This is a genomic window from Escherichia sp. 10290, assembly GCF_030295155.1.
GTDB lineage: Bacteria > Pseudomonadota > Gammaproteobacteria > Enterobacterales > Enterobacteriaceae > Escherichia > Escherichia coli_F.
This window is the reverse complement of the sequence record NZ_AP025741.1, coordinates 3,899,173-3,915,673: the sequence shown is the minus strand read 5'-3', so window position 1 is coordinate 3,915,673 and position 16,501 is coordinate 3,899,173. Positions and strand designations below refer to the sequence as shown.

The window sequence follows — 16,501 nt, the reverse complement described above, 5'->3', positions numbered from 1 at the left end:
AGTGTCGGATATGACGCTTGTGCGTCTTATCCGACCTGGCCGGTGTTTGCAATAAATTGAAATTCAAGTGCTTAATCAGGCTTTGGACAACGTTGTTCCTTCCAGCTGGCTACCGCCGCAATCCGCCGTCGGGTCAGCTCCTCGCGAATCTCCACACCTTTAAATCCCGCTTCAACGACGTCTTTTGTCGGCACTGACTGCGCCACTTCCCAGGCTTCGCGCAACCAGCGGCCTTGCGGGTAGTCCACCGATTCAAAACCGGTTCTGCCACGCACGTCAGCCTCGCTGGTCAACGCCAGTTGCTCGACACGCTGCGGTTTACGCCAGGCGTCGATGGAATCAAATAATTTGACGATGGTTTTTGGGTTCAGCATTGGGAAGGTATGGATGAGATCGTGAAACTCAGCCACCAGTCTGGCTAAATCGCGAATTTCATTTGGCACGCGCAGACGCTGGCATAGTTGTTCCACTAATTTCACACCCGCCGGGCCGTGACCATGATGACGCGGCCAAAGTTCTGGCGGCGTCAGGCCTTTACCGAGATCGTGGCATAACGTTGCGAAACGGACATCGACCTGCGGACTCAGCATTGCCGCCATGGAGAGCGTCATTAAGGTGTGAATACCGGTGTCGATTTCCGGATGCCACTTGGCGGGGGCCGGAACGCCAAACAGGGCGTCAATTTCCGGGAATAGAACGCGCAGGGCGCCGCAATCGCGCAGCACCTGGAAGAACACTTGTGGATTGCGGGTGGTGAGGGCACTTTCCGTCTCTTTCCACACCCGTTCAGGCGTCAGGTGTTCCAGTTCACCCGCGTGAGTCATCTCGCGCATTAGCGCCAGAGTTTCATCAGCAATACGAAAACCGAGGTGGGCATAACGTGCAGCAAAACGCGCCACGCGCAGTACACGTAACGGATCTTCGCCAAAAGCGGGGGAAACATGGCGCAACAGACGATTTTGCAGATCGCCCAGACCGTTGTACGGGTCGATAATCTCGCCGTTATCGTCCTGGGCCAGCGCATTAATGGTCAGATCGCGCCGCTTAAGATCATCTTCCAGCGTGACATCCGGTGCGGCATAGCAGGTAAAACCGGTGTAACCGGAACCGGATTTCCGTTCGGTACGTGCCAGCGCATACTCTTCATGCGTTTGCGGATGCAGAAAAACAGGAAAATCGCGGCCTACCTGCTGGTAGCCCGCGTCGAGCATCTCCTGTGGCGTACTACCGACTACCACCCAATCTCTGTCTTTGACCGGTAGCCCTAACAATGCATCCCGAACAGCACCACCGACCAGATAAATCTTCACGCCATCATCCCTTCGTCAAATACACAATTCCTAATAATAAGACAGTGCAACGAAGAAGGCGATTTAGTTCATCCAGCGATCTTTACGTTTGCGCGTTGGGATCAGGTGCGGCAGTACCAGACCGAGCAGCAAGCCAAGCCCCAGCACGCCGCCACCATACATAAACCACTGCATGATGATGGTGCGCTGTTTGTCATCCAGCTGCACGCTGGCGGCATCGACCTTTTTCTGCGCGACAATCAGCTCGTTTTTCAGTTTCTGATTTTCTTCTTTTAACCCGTTGATCACGCTGTCGCTCTGCGCCACTTTTTGCTGCATTTCTGCGGTGCGCTGATTCCAGGTGTTATCGATATTGGTGAGCTTATCGGTCAGGGTTTTGACCTGATTTTCCAGATCTGGCACACGGGAGCGCAGGCTTGGCTCTGTGCTAAGTTGTTTCAACGGGATCCAGGCGGTACGGCCAGAGCTGTCTTTCACCTGGGCATAATTGGTGTTGGCGTCAGTTTGTAATAAGGTCACTTCCTCGCCGGCGTTAACCGTGCCCACGAGGCGATAATGGTCTCCCGGACCGCTACGGACCCAGGTATTCAGTTCGTCGGAAACATAGCGCGTTTCTTCAGCGTGTGAGACGGCAGTCGCGCTAAGTGCGAGTAAAGTTAATCCGATCAGGCGTAATTTTGGCATCAGGCTGTCGTTATTGTCATGGAAAGTGGAACGATAGTAGTGGCATCAGTGTCGCTACGCAAAGCATTCGACATCAATCGGAATCCTCTGTGTCAGGTCTTGCCACTGCTTCAAACTTTTACGCCCGTCAAATTGCCCGTTGCATGGCAATTTGGCGCAAAATACTATCTACTGACAAAAAAGATCGCATTAAGTTCGCCGTTCATCGTCACTTATGTGACATAACCGATAAGTAAAGGCCTTGACATCCTCCCCCACCTTCGCGCAAAGCGACTCAGGAGGGGGATTCCCTTGTCAGGGTAGCAATACGTTGCCGCATTGCCCGGTTCCTCGCTCGACGGCTTACGCCGCCTTACGGGCGCGTCCTTTACGGACTGACGGCAATATTTGTCCTGCCGCCATGACTTCAAAACCTGCTGTTAATATATTTCGAGCGCCGTTTACATCGGCGTTTGCCGTATAGCCGCACGCGGTACAGATAAAGCTCGCCTGCGCCCTGTGGTTATTTTTCGATGTATGCCCACAACATGCGCATTTCTGACTGGTGTACGCCGGATTAATCGCCAGCACATCACCGCCGCGCCATGCCTGCTTATATTCGAGCTGGCGGCGCATTTCTGCCCAGCCCTGATCCAGTATCGCCCGGTTAAGACCTGATTTTGCCGCGACGTTGCGCCCCGGCTGGTCTACCGTACCCGCTGCTGATTTTGACATGTTCGAAACCTTTAAATCCTCAATGACTATCATCGCGTGGTTTTTGCTGATCGTCGTCGTGGTTTTATGAAGGTAATCGCGGCGGATGTTTGCGATATGAGAGTGGAAACGGGAAATCTTCGCTTTCTGCTTTTTCCAGTTGGCGGAGAATTTAACCTTCCGGGCCAGATGGCGCTGTAAGCGAGCCAGCTTATCCTGATTTTTTTTAAAGCTGTTTACCGGTTTAAAGACCGTGCCGTCTGAAAGTGTTGCCAGCTTCGTTATACCTGCATCCAGGCCTATTGCGCTGGTCGATGCGTGAATCGGATCGGTAACAGCTAATTCGACCTGAAAAGACACATACCAGTGTCCGGCATGCTGGCTGATGGTGCAATTTTTAATGACGCCTTCAATCTTCCGGGACTGACGAAATTTAACCCAGCCCAGTCCTGACGGGAGTTTCACACGGCCATAATCCAGCCCACAATATTTGCTGAAATTGACGAACCGAATAGAGTCGCAGCCTTTGGTTTTCTTTTTGAAAACGGGCTTTTCAGCCGTCAGGGATTTATCAAAACAGCGATCCCATGCGCTCCGCAGGTCTTTCAGTTTCTGCTGGAGGTTGTCAGTGTAACCCTCAGCAAGAAAGGCCAGCTCAGGGAGTTTTTTCCAGCCCGTAAGTCGTTTATTCAGGTCGAAAGCTGACGGAATTTTTCCGCCCGCGTCATGAATGCTCAGTGTTTCATTCAGTGCATAGTTCCAGACAAAGCGAGCGCAACCGCACAACTGACGCAACCTTTGCGCCTGCTGGTCAGTGGGGTAGAGCCTGTATTTATATGCTTTCTGGATTAACATTTTGCATTCAGTATGTGGTTATTTAGAATGTACAATATATCCACATTTTTTTGGGAGGATCAATACGTGTGCGAAATCAATCGTTCACGCTATTCAGCTTACCTGTTGCATGTTCACGTTGTTTTTATGACAAAATACCGCCGTCCAGTTTTTGGTGAATTGCATCATGCAAACATGCGTCAGTATGTAGCGGAGGTATGCGCGGACTTTGGCGCCGAGTTAAAGGAATGTGACGGCGAGGCAGATCATGTTCACATGCTGATTGAATACCCACCGTTGGTGCAACTCACAAAGCTGGTAAACAGCCTTAAGTCCGTTACCAGTAGGCGGCTGCGGAATGATTTTATTGATTTGCGCGCCGCGTATTCAAAGCCCGTACTCTGGTCACGCTCTTATTTCATCGGTTCATGTGGTGGAGCACCGCTGGAAGTTGTGAAAAAGTATATTCAGAATCAGCGTGGCTGATAAACTGCGGGCTTAACAGCCCAAATTCCCCTCCCGCCTACGTTGGGGGGGAGTACCCAGTGGAGGAAGGATGGCTCAGGAAATCGAATTAAAGTTTATTGTTAATCACAGTGCCGTTGAGGCGTTGCGTGACCATCTCAATACGCTGGGCGGCGAGCACCATGACCCCGTGCAGTTGCTGAATATTTACTACGAAACGCTGGATAACTGGCTGCGTGGGCACGACATGGGCTTACGTATCCGTGGCGAAAACGGTCGCTATGAGATGACCATGAAAGTTGCAGGAAGAGTGACAGGCGGCTTACACCAGCGCCCGGAATATAACGTGGCGTTGAGCGAACCGACGCTCGACCTGGCGCAGTTACCGACGGAAGTCTGGCCGAACGGTGAGTTACCAGCCGATCTCGCGTCCCGCGTGAAGCCACTGTTCAGCACCGATTTTTATCGCGAAAAATGGTTGGTGGAGGTCGATGGCAGCAGCATTGAAATCGCTCTCGATCAGGGCGAGGTGAAAGCGGGTGAATTTGCTGAGCCTATCTGCGAGCTGGAACTGGAGTTGCTTAGCGGCGATACGCGCGCGGTACTGAAACTGGCGAACCAACTGGTATCGCAAACCGGATTACGTCAGGGCAGCCTGAGCAAAGCCGCGCGCGGCTATAATCTGGCGCAGGGCAATCCCGCGCGTGAAATCAAACCGACCACCATTTTGCATGTTGCGGCAAAAGCTGATGTGGAACAGGGGCTGGAAGCGGCGCTCGAGCTGGCGTTAGCGCAATGGCAGTATCATGAAGAACTGTGGGTACGTGGCAACGATACGGCGAAAGAGCAGGTGCTGGCAGCCATCGGTCTGGTCCGTCATACGCTGATGCTGTTCGGCGGTATTGTGCCGCGTAAAGCGAGCACTCACTTACGTGATTTGCTGACTCAATGCGAAGCGACCATCGCTTCAGCGGTGTCTGCCGTAACGGCGGTCTACTCTACCGAAACGGCGATGGCGAAGCTGGCGTTGACCGAATGGCTGGTAAGCAAAGCCTGGCAGCCGTTTTTAGATGCCAAAGCGCAGGGCAAAATCAGCGATTCTTTCAAACGCTTTGCCGATATCCATCTTTCCCGCCATGCCGCTGAACTGAAAAGCGTTTTCTGCCAGCCATTAGGCGATCGCTACCGTGACCAATTGCCGCGCCTGACGCGTGACATTGACTCAATATTGTTGCTGGCGGGTTACTACGATCCTCTCGTCGCGCAAGCCTGGCTGGAGAACTGGCAGGGACTGCGTCATGCCATTGCGACCGGGCAACGCATTGAAATTGAACATTTCCGTAATGAGGCAAACAATCAGGAACCGTTCTGGTTGCACAGCGGAAAACGTTAATCAGGCAAGGATAAAATCGCTTATGAAGCCGCTCTCTTCACCGTTACAGCAGTACTGGCAGACCGTTGTTGAGCGGCTGCCAGCGCCTTTAGCCGAGGAATCACTTAGTGCACAGGCGAAGTCAGTACTTACTTTTAGTGATTTTCTGCAGGACAGCATAATTGCGCATCCAGAGTGGCTGACGGAACTGGAAAGCCAACCGCCGCAGGCCGACGAATGGCAGCATTACACTGCATGGTTGCAGGAGGCGCTCAGTAATGTGAGTGACGAAGCCGGGTTAATGCGCGAGCTGCGGCTATTCCGGCGGCGCATTATGGTGCGCATCGCCTGGGCGCAAACGCTGGCACTGGTTACTGAAGAGAGCATTTTGCAGCAGCTCAGTCATCTGGCGGAGACGCTGATTGTTGCGGCGCGTGACTGGCTGTATGACGCTTGCTGCCGCGAGTGGGGAACGCCGTGCAATGCGCAGGGCGAAGCGCAACCGCTGCTGATTTTAGGCATGGGTAAGCTGGGCGGTGGGGAGCTGAATTTCTCCTCAGATATCGATCTGATTTTTGCCTGGCCGGAACATGGTTGCACGCAGGGCGGACGCAGGGAACTGGATAACGCTCAGTTCTTTACCCGCATGGGTCAGCGGCTGATTAAAGTGCTGGATCAACCAACGCAGGATGGCTTCGTCTATCGCGTGGATATGCGACTGCGTCCGTTTGGCGAAAGTGGCCCGCTGGTGCTGAGCTTTGCGGCACTGGAAGACTATTACCAGGAGCAGGGGCGCGACTGGGAGCGATACGCCATGGTCAAGGCGCGGATTATGGGCGATAGCGACGGCGTCTATGCTAACGAGTTGCGTGCGATGCTGCGCCCGTTTGTTTTCCGCCGTTACATCGATTTCAGCGTGATCCAGTCGCTGCGCAACATGAAAGGAATGATTGCCCGTGAAGTGCGCCGACGCGGTTTGACCGACAACATCAAACTTGGCGCGGGTGGCATTCGCGAAATTGAATTTATCGTCCAGGTATTCCAGCTCATTCGCGGCGGGCGCGAACCGTCGCTGCAATCGCGCTCTTTACTGCCAACGCTCAGCGCCATTGCCGCGCTGCATCTGCTTTCTGAAAACGATGCTGAACAATTGCGAGTGGCGTATCTGTTCCTGCGGCGCCTGGAAAACCTGCTGCAAAGCATTAACGACGAACAAACCCAGACACTTCCTTCTGATGAGCTTAACCGTGCGCGGCTGGCGTGGGCGATGGACTTTGCTGACTGGCCGCAACTGACCGGGGCGCTGACCGGACATATGACCAATGTGCGCCGGGTGTTTAACGAATTGATTGGCGATGACGAAAGCGAAACTCAGGAAGAGTCGCTGTCGGAACAGTGGCGTGAGCTGTGGCAGGATGCGTTGCAGGAAGATGACACTACGCCAGTACTGGCGCATCTTAGCGAAGATGATCGCAAACAGGTGCTAACACTGATTGCCGATTTCCGCAAAGAGCTGGATAAGCGCACAATCGGGCCGCGAGGACGTCAGGTGCTCGACCATCTGATGCCGCATCTGCTAAGTGATGTCTGTGCGCGTGAAGACGCTGCTGTCACGCTGTCGCGCATTACCGCCTTGCTGGTGGGGATTGTTACCCGCACTACCTATTTAGAATTGCTTAGTGAATTCCCCGCGGCGCTTAAGCATTTGATTTCTCTGTGTGCCGCATCGCCGATGATTGCCAGCCAACTGGCGCGTTATCCATTATTGCTGGACGAACTGCTCGATCCAAACACTCTCTACCAGCCGACGGCGACGGATGCCTACCGTGATGAACTGCGCCAGTATTTGCTGCGCGTGCCGGAAGATGACGAAGAGCAACAGCTTGAGGCGCTGCGTCAGTTCAAACAGGCGCAACTTTTACGCATCGCGGCGGCGGATATCGCCGGTACGCTACCGGTCATGAAAGTGAGCGATCACTTAACCTGGCTGGCAGAAGCCATGATAGATGCTGTCGTACAACAGGCATGGGTTCAAATGGTTGCCCGCTACGGTAAGCCAAATCACCTGAACGAACGCGAAGGGCGTGGTTTTGCGGTGGTCGGCTACGGCAAGCTGGGCGGCTGGGAGTTAGGCTACAGTTCCGATCTTGACCTGATCTTCCTCCATGATTGCCCAATGGATGCAATGACTGACGGCGAGCGGGAAATCGACGGACGACAGTTTTATCTGCGTCTGGCGCAACGCATTATGCATCTGTTCAGTACGCGCACCTCTTCCGGCATTTTGTATGAAGTGGATGCTCGACTGCGTCCGTCCGGGGCGGCGGGAATGCTGGTCACCTCTGCAGAAGCGTTTGCCGATTATCAGAAAAACGAGGCCTGGACGTGGGAACATCAGGCGCTGGTGCGTGCGCGTGTAGTGTACGGCGATCCGCAGCTCACCGCGCACTTTGACGCGGTGCGTCGCGAGATTATGACGCTGCCGCGTGAAGGTAAAACTCTGCAAACGGAAGTGCGGGAAATGCGCGAGAAAATGCGCGCTCATCTCGGCAATAAACATCGCGATCGCTTTGATATCAAAGCCGATGAAGGCGGAATTACCGATATCGAATTTATTACCCAATATCTGGTGTTGCGCTACGCTCATGAAAAACCGAAGTTAACGCGCTGGTCAGACAACGTGCGTATTCTGGAGCTGCTGGCGCAAAACGACATTATGGAAGAGCAGGAAGCGATGGTGCTGACCCGTGCTTACACTACGCTGCGCGATGAACTTCATCATCTGGCATTACAGGAATTGCCGGGCCATGTGTCGGAGGATTGCTTCACCGCAGAGCGTGATCTGGTGCGGGCAAGCTGGCAGAAGTGGCTGGTGGAAGAATGAAGTATGGTATTATCGCGCGCAAATTTTGAATCTCTCAGGAGACAGGAATGAAAGTAACGCTGCCAGAGTTTGAACGTGCAGGAGTGATGGTGGTTGGTGATGTGATGCTGGATCGTTACTGGTACGGTCCCACCAGCCGTATCTCGCCGGAAGCGCCGGTGCCCGTGGTTAAAGTGAATACCATCGAAGAACGTCCGGGCGGCGCGGCTAACGTGGCGATGAATATCGCTTCTCTCGGTGCTAATGCACGCCTGGTCGGGTTGACGGGCATTGACGATGCGGCGCGCGCGCTGAGTAAATCTCTGGCCGACGTCAACGTCAAATGCGACTTCGTTTCTGTACCGACGCATCCGACCATCACCAAATTACGGGTACTTTCCCGCAACCAACAGCTGATCCGTCTGGATTTTGAAGAAGGTTTCGAAGGGGTTGATCCGCAGCCGCTGCACGAGCGGATTAATCAGGCGCTGAGTTCGATTGGCGCGCTGGTGCTCTCTGACTACGCGAAAGGTGCGCTGGCAAGCGTGCAGCAGATGATCCAACTGGCGCGTAAAGCGGGCGTTCCGGTGCTGATTGATCCAAAAGGCACCGATTTTGAGCGCTACCGCGGCGCTACGCTGTTAACGCCGAATCTCTCGGAATTTGAAGCTGTTGTCGGTAAATGTAAGACCGAAGAAGAGATTGTTGAGCGCGGAATGAAACTGATTGCCGATTACGAATTCTCGGCTCTGTTGGTGACCCGTTCCGAACAAGGGATGTCGCTGCTGCAACCGGGTAAAGAGCCGCTGCATATGCCAACCCAGGCGCAGGAAGTGTATGACGTCACCGGTGCGGGCGATACGGTGATTGGTGTGCTGGCAGCAACGCTGGCGGCGGGTAATTCGCTGGAAGAAGCCTGCTTCTTTGCCAACGCGGCGGCCGGTGTGGTGGTTGGCAAACTGGGAACATCCACGGTTTCGCCGATCGAGCTGGAAAATGCAGTACGTGGACGTGCAGATACCGGCTTTGGTGTGATGACCGAAGAGGAACTGAAGCTTGCTGTAGCGGCGGCGCGTAAACGCGGTGAAAAAGTGGTGATGACCAATGGCGTCTTCGACATCCTGCACGCCGGGCACGTCTCCTATCTGGCAAATGCCCGCAAACTGGGTGACCGCCTGATTGTCGCTGTGAACAGCGATGCCTCCACCAAACGGCTGAAAGGGGATTCCCGCCCCGTTAACCCTCTCGAACAGCGTATGATTGTGCTGGGGGCACTGGAAGCGGTCGACTGGGTGGTGTCGTTTGAAGAAGACACGCCGCAGCGCTTGATCGCCGGGATCTTGCCAGACCTGCTGGTGAAAGGCGGCGACTATAAACCAGAAGAGATTGCCGGGAGTAAAGAAGTCTGGGCCAACGGTGGCGAAGTGCTGGTGCTCAACTTCGAAGACGGTTGCTCAACCACTAACATTATCAAGAAGATCCAGCAGGATAAAAAAGGCTAACCGGAAAGCGGTTCACAGTTCTCGCGTTGTGCCGGATAGTCCTATTGACGCTGTTGTTTTTTCAACCTAAAGTAAAGGAACAAGGGTAAGGGAGGATTTCTCCCCCCTCTGAATGGCCGTTAATAAGCGTGGAAACTTATCAGTAACAGCACAATCAGTATGATGACGAACTTCATCATAACCCTTTCCTTATACAAGGCCCCTTCTTCGGGAGGGGCTTTCCCGTTTCAGCCCCTTGCTGATTCCCCGATTGTTGATGAGCGCCAGACCCCGCGCAATGCTTTCCCTGATGCACTTTTCTCTTCCCCGAGTCGGCTCGCAAAACGCTGTAACAACCTGATCATTTGTACTTTTTAGCGGAACGCAGATATAAAAAATCCCCGGCTTTTTGGGCCAGGGATATGTGTTAATGAAACCTTCTTGACGCTGATTTTTTTTCAACCTAAAGTAAAGGAACAAGGGTAAGGGAGGATTTCTCCCCCCTCTGAATTGGTTGTTAGTAAGTCGGGAAACTTAACAGTAACAACACAATCAGTATGATGACGAACTTCATCATAACCCTTTCCTTATACAAGGCCCCTTCCTCGGGAGGGGCTTTCCCGTTTCAGCCCCTTGCTGACTCCCCGATTGTTGATGAGCGCCAGACCCCGCGCAATGCTTTCTCTTATGCAGTTTTCTCTTCCCCGAGTCGGCTCGCAAAACGCTGTAACAACCTGATCATTTGTACTTTTTAGCGGAACACAGATATAAAAAATCCCCGACTTTTTGGGCCAGGGATGTTCATGGTTGAAAATTTATTCTATGTTTTCTGCTACGGGAGTTGTTGAGGTTAAGGGTGAAGTCAATGCCGCTAGCGAGCCGCCTGAAACACCAATTTCATTGAGCAAGGAGTCAATCAGCGGTGCCTGTGTGCGGTAAGAAAGCGCGGCTGATAACGCTTGTTCCGCCAGATTTCCTCCACCAACGCTACCTGATATTGCATCCCCTGCGGTACCACCACGGTTCAGACCATCGACCTGAATAATCTTAATACCGTCGATAGACTTCATTGGTTCCACAGATTTCTCAATTACCGCAGGGAGCGCCTGCAACAATGCCAGCTTGAATTTAAGGCTGGTTTGCTCGTCAGAAAGTACGTTGATAGCATCGTTCAGCGCACGTTGCGCTTCTGCTTCCGCCAGGCCTTTTTTACGCGTAGCTTCGGCTAACTCAACGATCGCCGCCGCCTGCATCTCTGCGGCTTCTTTCTCTGCTTTCGCCCGCACGGTCAGTTCAACCGCTTTGGTTTCTGCATCCTGCGCGGCAGCGATTAGGGCAACTTGTTTAGCACGATCGGCTTCTGCGGTCTGGCGAGTGGTTTCTACGTTTTGCTGGGCGCTTACCGCTTCTGCAAGTGCAAGGTTGGCACGCGCTTCCGTTTGTGACTGCTGTTCCGATTTGGCGGCAATAGCGATCGATTTCGTCTGGTTGGCGATTTCGGTGACCTGCTGCTGTTCGATCTCTTTAATGCGAACTTCACGTTCAGCTTCAACTTTTCTGGAACGGACGGCCTGTTCGCGGTCGATTTCCGTTTCCTGAATCTGTCGTTCAGCCAGAATTCGCGTCTGCTCTGCTTCCCGACGACGCTCGGCCTCAAAAGCCGCAATTTTCGCATTCTGCTCAGCGGTACGGGTTTTAACCTGCTGCTCCTGCTCAAGCGTCATAAACGCTTCTTGCTGTTCAATCTCCAGCTTCCGCGAAAGCGCATCACGGTTTTTCTCACGCACCGCAACTTCTACATCCTGTTCAACTTCGTTACGTTCGCGACGACGGCGCTCCGTCTCCTGCGTCAGCTTGGTTAAACCTTCGGCGTCAAAGGCGTTGTTAGGATTGAAATGTTCTTTCGACGTCTGGTTAAAGTTGGTAAGTGAAACGCTTTCCAGTTCCAGGCCGTTTTTCGACAGATCTTCAGCAACGGTATTTTGTACGCCCTGCACGAAGTTCTCGCGGGTATCCTGTAACTCATGCATGGTCATTTGTGCAGCTGTTGCACGGAGGGCATCGACAAATTTATCTTCAACCAACATACGTAAGTCTTCAGGCGACAGGGTGCGTTGCCCCAGCGTCTGGGCGGCGGTGGCAATACCTTCCACTGACGGTTTTACCCGCACAAAGAAAGCGACAACGACATCGACGCGCATACGATCTTTCGTAATCAGGCTATCAATGGTTGAGCGGCTGACTTCCAGCTTCAGAGTATTCATATTGATGGGGATTATTTCATGAAAGATCGGCATCACGATTGCGCCACCGCTCATTACCACTTTTTGCCCACCTAAACCAGTACGAACAAAAGCTTGCTCTGCCGAAGCGCGACGATAGAGCCTGGCGAAAATAATTCCAATAATTAACAGAATGCATACGGCAATAATTGCGGTAAACATCCAGGAGGGCACAGAATTAACAATATCATCCATTATTAAATTTCCTTTTGATTAATAAATTACAGTATTTGGGGCCAGGGATTTTTTTCCGCCAAATATCGCGTTGCAGAAAGTCGGCAAATAATTAATACTTTGTCTCCTTTAGTGAAAGTTTTTTCTTCTTCAGGTTCCAGTAGTAAATAATGTATTTGGCCAAATTGATCGGTGAGTTTTCCTTCACAGGGGTTACCTGAAGTGGCCTGATGTCCGGTAATTAATGCCATGCAGCCAATATAATCGTCTTCTGTAATAGCAGTGCTATGATCTCGTGGTAACCAGGGCGCAATTCCTTTACCGGTATAATGCACTGCAATAATCGTTAGCAGTAAACTGACAGGAACCACAAACAGATTTGTGAGTGGTGATTGCCAGACCATGATGCAGACCTGCTGTAGCAGGATGCCAATAAGGCCAAAAAAACCAGCATGTAAGCAGAGAACGACGAGAGCTGGCAATCTTCCAAAATTGAGATAATGAAGTGCCTGGCTAATATGACCTGTGGTTATGGAATCATAATGGTCAAGATGTGCATCAAGAGCACCGGAAAGCATGTGACCGCAGATAAGTGCAAAAATTTCTAAAAGGCCGATCAAAAGTACAAAAGAAATAGCGAAAAGATAAGGGGTGTTATAGTCAGCGAATAAACTCATATGTCACTCCAATGTCCATTTAGTGACGCAATATTTATTTTGCGATAATTTCCTTGCTTACATTTATCTTTGTTAATAATAACACATGTTAGAGATGTTCTGAAAGAGAAAGTCTTTTAATGTTGTTTTTTTATTTTTCACTAAAAAGTGTGATCGGGAACAATATATTTACGCACGTTATGTTTAAAGGCACTACACTGATTGGGGAATACTGAAATCAGAAAAAGCATATGGCCTTAAAAGGTATGCGATAACCGGAGGAGGTGCTTATGGATCATAGTCTTAATTCTTTAAATAATTTCGATTTCCTGGCGCGTAGTTTTGCCAGAATGCACGCAGAAGGTCGCCCGGTCGATATTCTGGCCGTTACTGGTAACATGGATGAAGAACATAGAACCTGGTTTTGCGCACGTTATGCCTGGTATTGCCAACAAATGATGCAAACCAGAGAACTGGAATTAGAACATTGATATTACGGGCCGTCTGGCCCGTTTTTGTGGTGCTTTATTCTGCTTTATCAACCGGCGGGATAGCCGGAGGAGATTGAAGATCTGCTACCGAATTATTGCGCGCTTCCAGTTCACTGATGCGCTGCTCCAGTAATGCCAGTTTCTCACGAGTCCGTAACAGGACTTGCGTCTGTACGTCGAATTCTTCGCGGCTCACCAGATCGAGACGCGTCAACTGCGCTTGTAGGGTTTGGCGGATTTTTTTCTCCACATCTTCCCCGAACTCCCTGATTCCTTTAGGCATTGATTCGTGAACCTGGCGAGCGATTTGCTCAATTTTTTTCGGGTCAATCATTGTAGTTTCCCTGTACTGATAGGTGTTGAGTGCCATTGTAGTGCGATAAGGGTAAGTCATAAACCAGAATTATGTGAAGCTATGCGTTGCTGCCGCTAATCATTAGCGTTATAGTGAATCCGCTTATTCTCAGGGCGGGGCGAAATTCCCCACCGGCGGTAAATCAACTCAGTTGAAAGCCCGCGAGCGCTTTGGGTGCGAACTCAAAGGACAGCAGATCCGGTGTAATTCCGGGGCCGACGGTTAGAGTCCGGATGGGAGAGAGTAACGATTCTGTCGGGCATGGACCCGCTCACGTTATTTTGGCTATATGCCGCCACTCCTAAGACTGCCCTGATTCTGGTAACCATAATTTTAGTGAGGTTTTTTTACCATGAATCAGACGCTACTTTCCTCTTTTGGTACGCCTTTCGAACGTGTTGAAAATGCACTGGCAGCGCTGCGTGAAGGACGCGGTGTAATGGTGCTTGATGATGAAGACCGTGAAAACGAAGGCGATATGATCTTCCCGGCAGAAACCATGACCGTTGAGCAGATGGCACTGACCATTCGCCACGGTAGCGGTATTGTTTGCCTGTGCATCACTGAAGATCGCCGTAAACAGCTCGATCTGCCAATGATGGTAGAAAAAAACACCAGCGCCTATGGCACCGGTTTTACCGTGACCATTGAAGCGGCTGAAGGGGTGACTACCGGTGTTTCTGCCGCTGACCGTATTACGACCGTTCGTGCTGCGATTGCTGATGGTGCTAAACCTTCAGACTTGAATCGTCCTGGCCACGTATTCCCACTGCGCGCGCAGGCGGGTGGTGTGCTGACGCGTGGCGGCCATACCGAAGCGACTATTGATCTGATGACGCTGGCAGGCTTTAAACCAGCTGGTGTGTTGTGTGAGCTGACTAATGACGATGGCACGATGGCGCGTGCACCAGAGTGCATTGAGTTTGCCAATAAACACAATATGGCGCTCGTGACTATTGAAGACCTGGTGGCATACCGTCAGGCACATGAGCGTAAAGCTAGTTAATAACTCAAAATATTGAAGATGAAAACGCCGGGATATTCCCGGCGTTTTTATGGCTAGTTGTAGTTGATTTTAACAATCAGGTCCTTTTGAAATGGGCCATAAACCAGTGTTGCACCTGGTTCTGTCGTTAGCTTCGCCTGGTAACTTCGTGTTATTACTGCTGGGGTTTCATTAGGTTTATAAGTAGTAAATAATTTATACTGATTAAATTTCATATCTGTCTTATCAACTTGATCTGTAATGTGCATTATAAGACCGTTTCCCATTTCTAAGTGTGTATTATCATATAATGTATCATCAGTGTAGAAACTGGTTGCGACATCAAATTGTTCGCTACAATTAGCAGTAGCATCCCGAATTGTTGAAACATCAAATGTAGCTGTTGGTGGTATAGTCACGATTGTACTCGGGTCAATACGTCCGAAATTAACGATTTGACTTTCAGGGAAAATGCGAATGTCTATGCTACAATCAAGAAAAGAAATATTGTCGAGTCCAGTAATATTAGCGTGTAAATTTTTGGCTCTATTATCGGTGTTTGCTCCTTGTGAACCATCGAATTGCAATATATTGACCGTACTGAAGTCAATTTTCGTGTCCTTTGGGGGGTGTTGTTTAAGTTTTACATACAAGCGAAATCGAGCATTGAAGGTGACCTCTGTTTGGAGGACACCAGTATTAGTGCATGTGTCAGTCACAATCTGAAATGGGTTTGCTCTATCCAGACAATATCCTGTATCAATGCCCTGATTGTTTCCTTCGTAATCCTGTCCATTATAAGTTACACCAAATGTTAAGTATGGGTTGTTTATCACAGAGGGATCATTGAACTCTGCTATTTTTATCCAGGCATGAACATTTTCATATGGATTGCTTTCTGACCAATTGACGGCCCTGTTGCAAAAAACTTTTGTATTAATATCATCGCTTTCCCAAATTTTCTGACCAATCTCAGCATCCTGTGGTACTTTGAACGCAGGCATAGGTTTATTTATTTCTGTATTACCAAAACGTTTATTCTGATAGCAATCGACTGCATAAGAAGAAACATTAACAAACAAGCACAATATTGCCAGGAGACGAAAAAGCATGATCATAATTTTCCCTTCTTCGCAGGTGTAGCTTGGCAGAGTGACTGAACGGAATTACAGTCAATTTTGAACATTTCCAGCCCACCGTAATCACCAACAAAACCCAGTAGGAAGGTCGTCGGAAGGTTTTTAATTTGCTGAGTTGCAGTCCCAAAAGGGGTAACCATAATGCTGTCTGTTCCGGGCATTAATGTCTTGCCGTTAGTTCCGATATAACCGACGGTAATGTGATAAGGCGTCGGGTTATTCAGGGTCAACCCGGCGGCGCTGTGGGTAATCGTCAATTTTTGCAGGGGTACCATCTCTCCCTCTTTTAATTCAATCGATTTGGGTCGCCAGAACAGTTTCAGACGACTTTGCATGGCGATTTGCATTACATTCTGTTCTTTGGCGCGCGGCGGAATTTCCCGCACGTTATAGTAAAACAGCGTTTCTCTGTCCTGTGGCAAGTTGTTTAATGCGGACAGCGCCATCAGGCGAATTTGCACTTGCTCATTGGCCTCGATACGTTCCATTGGGGGGAGCGTTGATATGTAATCGCGCGTTTTTTTACCGCTGGCGTCCTCAATCCACGATTGAGCTAAATAAGGATCGATTTTACTTTGGTTGGTCAGGCGAACAGTTGCGCTTTTATTTGAAGCATTAAAAATTATGCGCGTTCTGTCGGGGGAGACAGTCGCTTGGGCGAAGTTACAGAACCCCAGTAAACAAATCATTCCTGTTACGGTTAATAGCGATTTCATT

General features: G+C 50.7%; 16 protein-coding genes and 1 riboswitch. Of the genes, 6 read left to right on the top strand and 10 right to left on the bottom strand.

Going from position 1 to position 16,501, the window contains the following annotated elements; translation table 11 throughout:
• Positions 1–71: 71 nt before the first annotated feature.
• The 3 genes from cca to QUE74_RS19770 all read right to left on the bottom strand — a co-directional run bounded on the left by cca (position 72) and on the right by QUE74_RS19770 (position 3,542).
• A complete protein-coding gene (gene cca / locus QUE74_RS19780; RefSeq protein WP_000708488.1) occupies positions 72–1,310 on the bottom strand; it encodes a fused tRNA nucleotidyltransferase/2',3'-cyclic phosphodiesterase/2' nucleotidase/phosphatase Cca in 1,239 nt (412 codons plus the stop codon).
• Positions 1,311–1,373: 63 nt separating this feature from the next.
• On the bottom strand, positions 1,374–1,994 hold the full coding sequence (locus tag QUE74_RS19775) for a TIGR04211 family SH3 domain-containing protein (protein ID WP_001125332.1): 621 nt from the start codon (positions 1,992–1,994) through the stop codon (positions 1,374–1,376).
• 342 nt (positions 1,995–2,336) lie between these two features.
• Positions 2,337–3,542 carry an RNA-guided endonuclease InsQ/TnpB family protein gene (locus QUE74_RS19770; protein WP_000907109.1) on the bottom strand — a complete coding sequence of 402 codons (1,206 nt, stop codon included), beginning with the start codon at positions 3,540–3,542 and terminating at the stop codon, positions 2,337–2,339.
• Positions 3,543–3,554: 12 nt separating this feature from the next.
• Between QUE74_RS19770 and tnpA the strand changes: the two genes are divergently transcribed.
• The 4 genes from tnpA to hldE all read left to right on the top strand — a co-directional run bounded on the left by tnpA (position 3,555) and on the right by hldE (position 9,723).
• Positions 3,555–4,007, top strand: a complete 453-nt coding sequence (gene tnpA, locus QUE74_RS19765) for an IS200/IS605-like element ISEc41 family transposase (RefSeq protein ID WP_000266196.1) — start codon at positions 3,555–3,557, stop codon at positions 4,005–4,007.
• A 70-nt stretch (positions 4,008–4,077) separates the two neighbouring features.
• Entirely contained in the window at positions 4,078–5,379 is a 1,302-nt protein-coding gene (gene ygiF / locus QUE74_RS19760; RefSeq protein ID WP_000046244.1) for an inorganic triphosphatase, read from the top strand.
• A 22-nt stretch (positions 5,380–5,401) separates the two neighbouring features.
• A complete protein-coding gene (glnE, locus tag QUE74_RS19755; RefSeq protein ID WP_001354977.1) occupies positions 5,402–8,242 on the top strand; it encodes a bifunctional [glutamate--ammonia ligase]-adenylyl-L-tyrosine phosphorylase/[glutamate--ammonia-ligase] adenylyltransferase in 2,841 nt (946 codons plus the stop codon).
• A 47-nt stretch (positions 8,243–8,289) separates the two neighbouring features.
• A complete protein-coding gene (gene hldE / locus QUE74_RS19750) occupies positions 8,290–9,723 on the top strand; it encodes a bifunctional D-glycero-beta-D-manno-heptose-7-phosphate kinase/D-glycero-beta-D-manno-heptose 1-phosphate adenylyltransferase HldE (protein ID WP_000869170.1) in 1,434 nt (477 codons plus the stop codon).
• A gap of 119 nt (positions 9,724–9,842) precedes the next feature.
• Here hldE and QUE74_RS19745 read toward each other — a convergent pair whose 3' ends face one another.
• From QUE74_RS19745 to QUE74_RS19730, 4 genes are all read right to left on the bottom strand, one after another.
• The gene (locus tag QUE74_RS19745) at positions 9,843–9,902 is read right to left on the bottom strand and encodes a type I toxin-antitoxin system Ibs family toxin (RefSeq protein ID WP_100733770.1); all 60 of its coding nucleotides are present in this window, start codon (positions 9,900–9,902) and stop codon (positions 9,843–9,845) included.
• A gap of 317 nt (positions 9,903–10,219) precedes the next feature.
• Complete coding sequence (locus tag QUE74_RS19740) at positions 10,220–10,279, bottom strand: type I toxin-antitoxin system Ibs family toxin (protein ID WP_071821827.1); 60 nt, start codon at positions 10,277–10,279, stop codon at positions 10,220–10,222.
• Positions 10,280–10,517: 238 nt separating this feature from the next.
• Positions 10,518–12,179, bottom strand: coding sequence for a flotillin family protein (locus tag QUE74_RS19735; RefSeq protein ID WP_000341054.1), 1,662 nt, complete (start codon positions 12,177–12,179; stop codon positions 10,518–10,520).
• A 26-nt stretch (positions 12,180–12,205) separates the two neighbouring features.
• Positions 12,206–12,835 (bottom strand): OB-fold-containig protein, encoded by a 630-nt coding sequence (locus QUE74_RS19730; protein ID WP_000051386.1) that lies wholly within the window; start codon positions 12,833–12,835, stop codon positions 12,206–12,208.
• A 269-nt stretch (positions 12,836–13,104) separates the two neighbouring features.
• On the opposite strand from QUE74_RS19730, the gene glgS reads away from it, so the two are divergent.
• Positions 13,105–13,305: a cell surface composition regulator GlgS gene (glgS, locus tag QUE74_RS19725; RefSeq protein ID WP_001296424.1), complete on the top strand. Its 201-nt coding sequence runs from the start codon at positions 13,105–13,107 to the stop codon at positions 13,303–13,305.
• A 34-nt stretch (positions 13,306–13,339) separates the two neighbouring features.
• Here the strand turns inward: glgS and ubiK are convergent, their stop codons facing one another.
• Positions 13,340–13,639 (bottom strand): ubiquinone biosynthesis accessory factor UbiK, encoded by a 300-nt coding sequence (ubiK, locus tag QUE74_RS19720; RefSeq protein ID WP_001354976.1) that lies wholly within the window; start codon positions 13,637–13,639, stop codon positions 13,340–13,342.
• A 121-nt stretch (positions 13,640–13,760) separates the two neighbouring features.
• Positions 13,761–13,909, top strand: a riboswitch (FMN riboswitch).
• Between the two features lie 103 nt (positions 13,910–14,012).
• Here ubiK and ribB point away from each other — a divergent pair.
• A complete protein-coding gene (ribB, locus tag QUE74_RS19715) occupies positions 14,013–14,666 on the top strand; it encodes a 3,4-dihydroxy-2-butanone-4-phosphate synthase (protein ID WP_001076992.1) in 654 nt (217 codons plus the stop codon).
• A 53-nt stretch (positions 14,667–14,719) separates the two neighbouring features.
• On the opposite strand, the gene QUE74_RS19710 is transcribed toward ribB, so the two are convergent.
• Both QUE74_RS19710 and QUE74_RS19705 read right to left on the bottom strand, forming a co-directional pair.
• Positions 14,720–15,763: a hypothetical protein gene (locus QUE74_RS19710; protein ID WP_000605601.1), complete on the bottom strand. Its 1,044-nt coding sequence runs from the start codon at positions 15,761–15,763 to the stop codon at positions 14,720–14,722.
• Entirely contained in the window at positions 15,760–16,500 is a 741-nt protein-coding gene (locus QUE74_RS19705) for a fimbrial biogenesis chaperone (RefSeq protein ID WP_001360978.1), read from the bottom strand. Before QUE74_RS19705 ends, QUE74_RS19710 begins: the two co-directional genes overlap by 4 nt.
• Position 16,501: the final 1 nt, after the last annotated feature.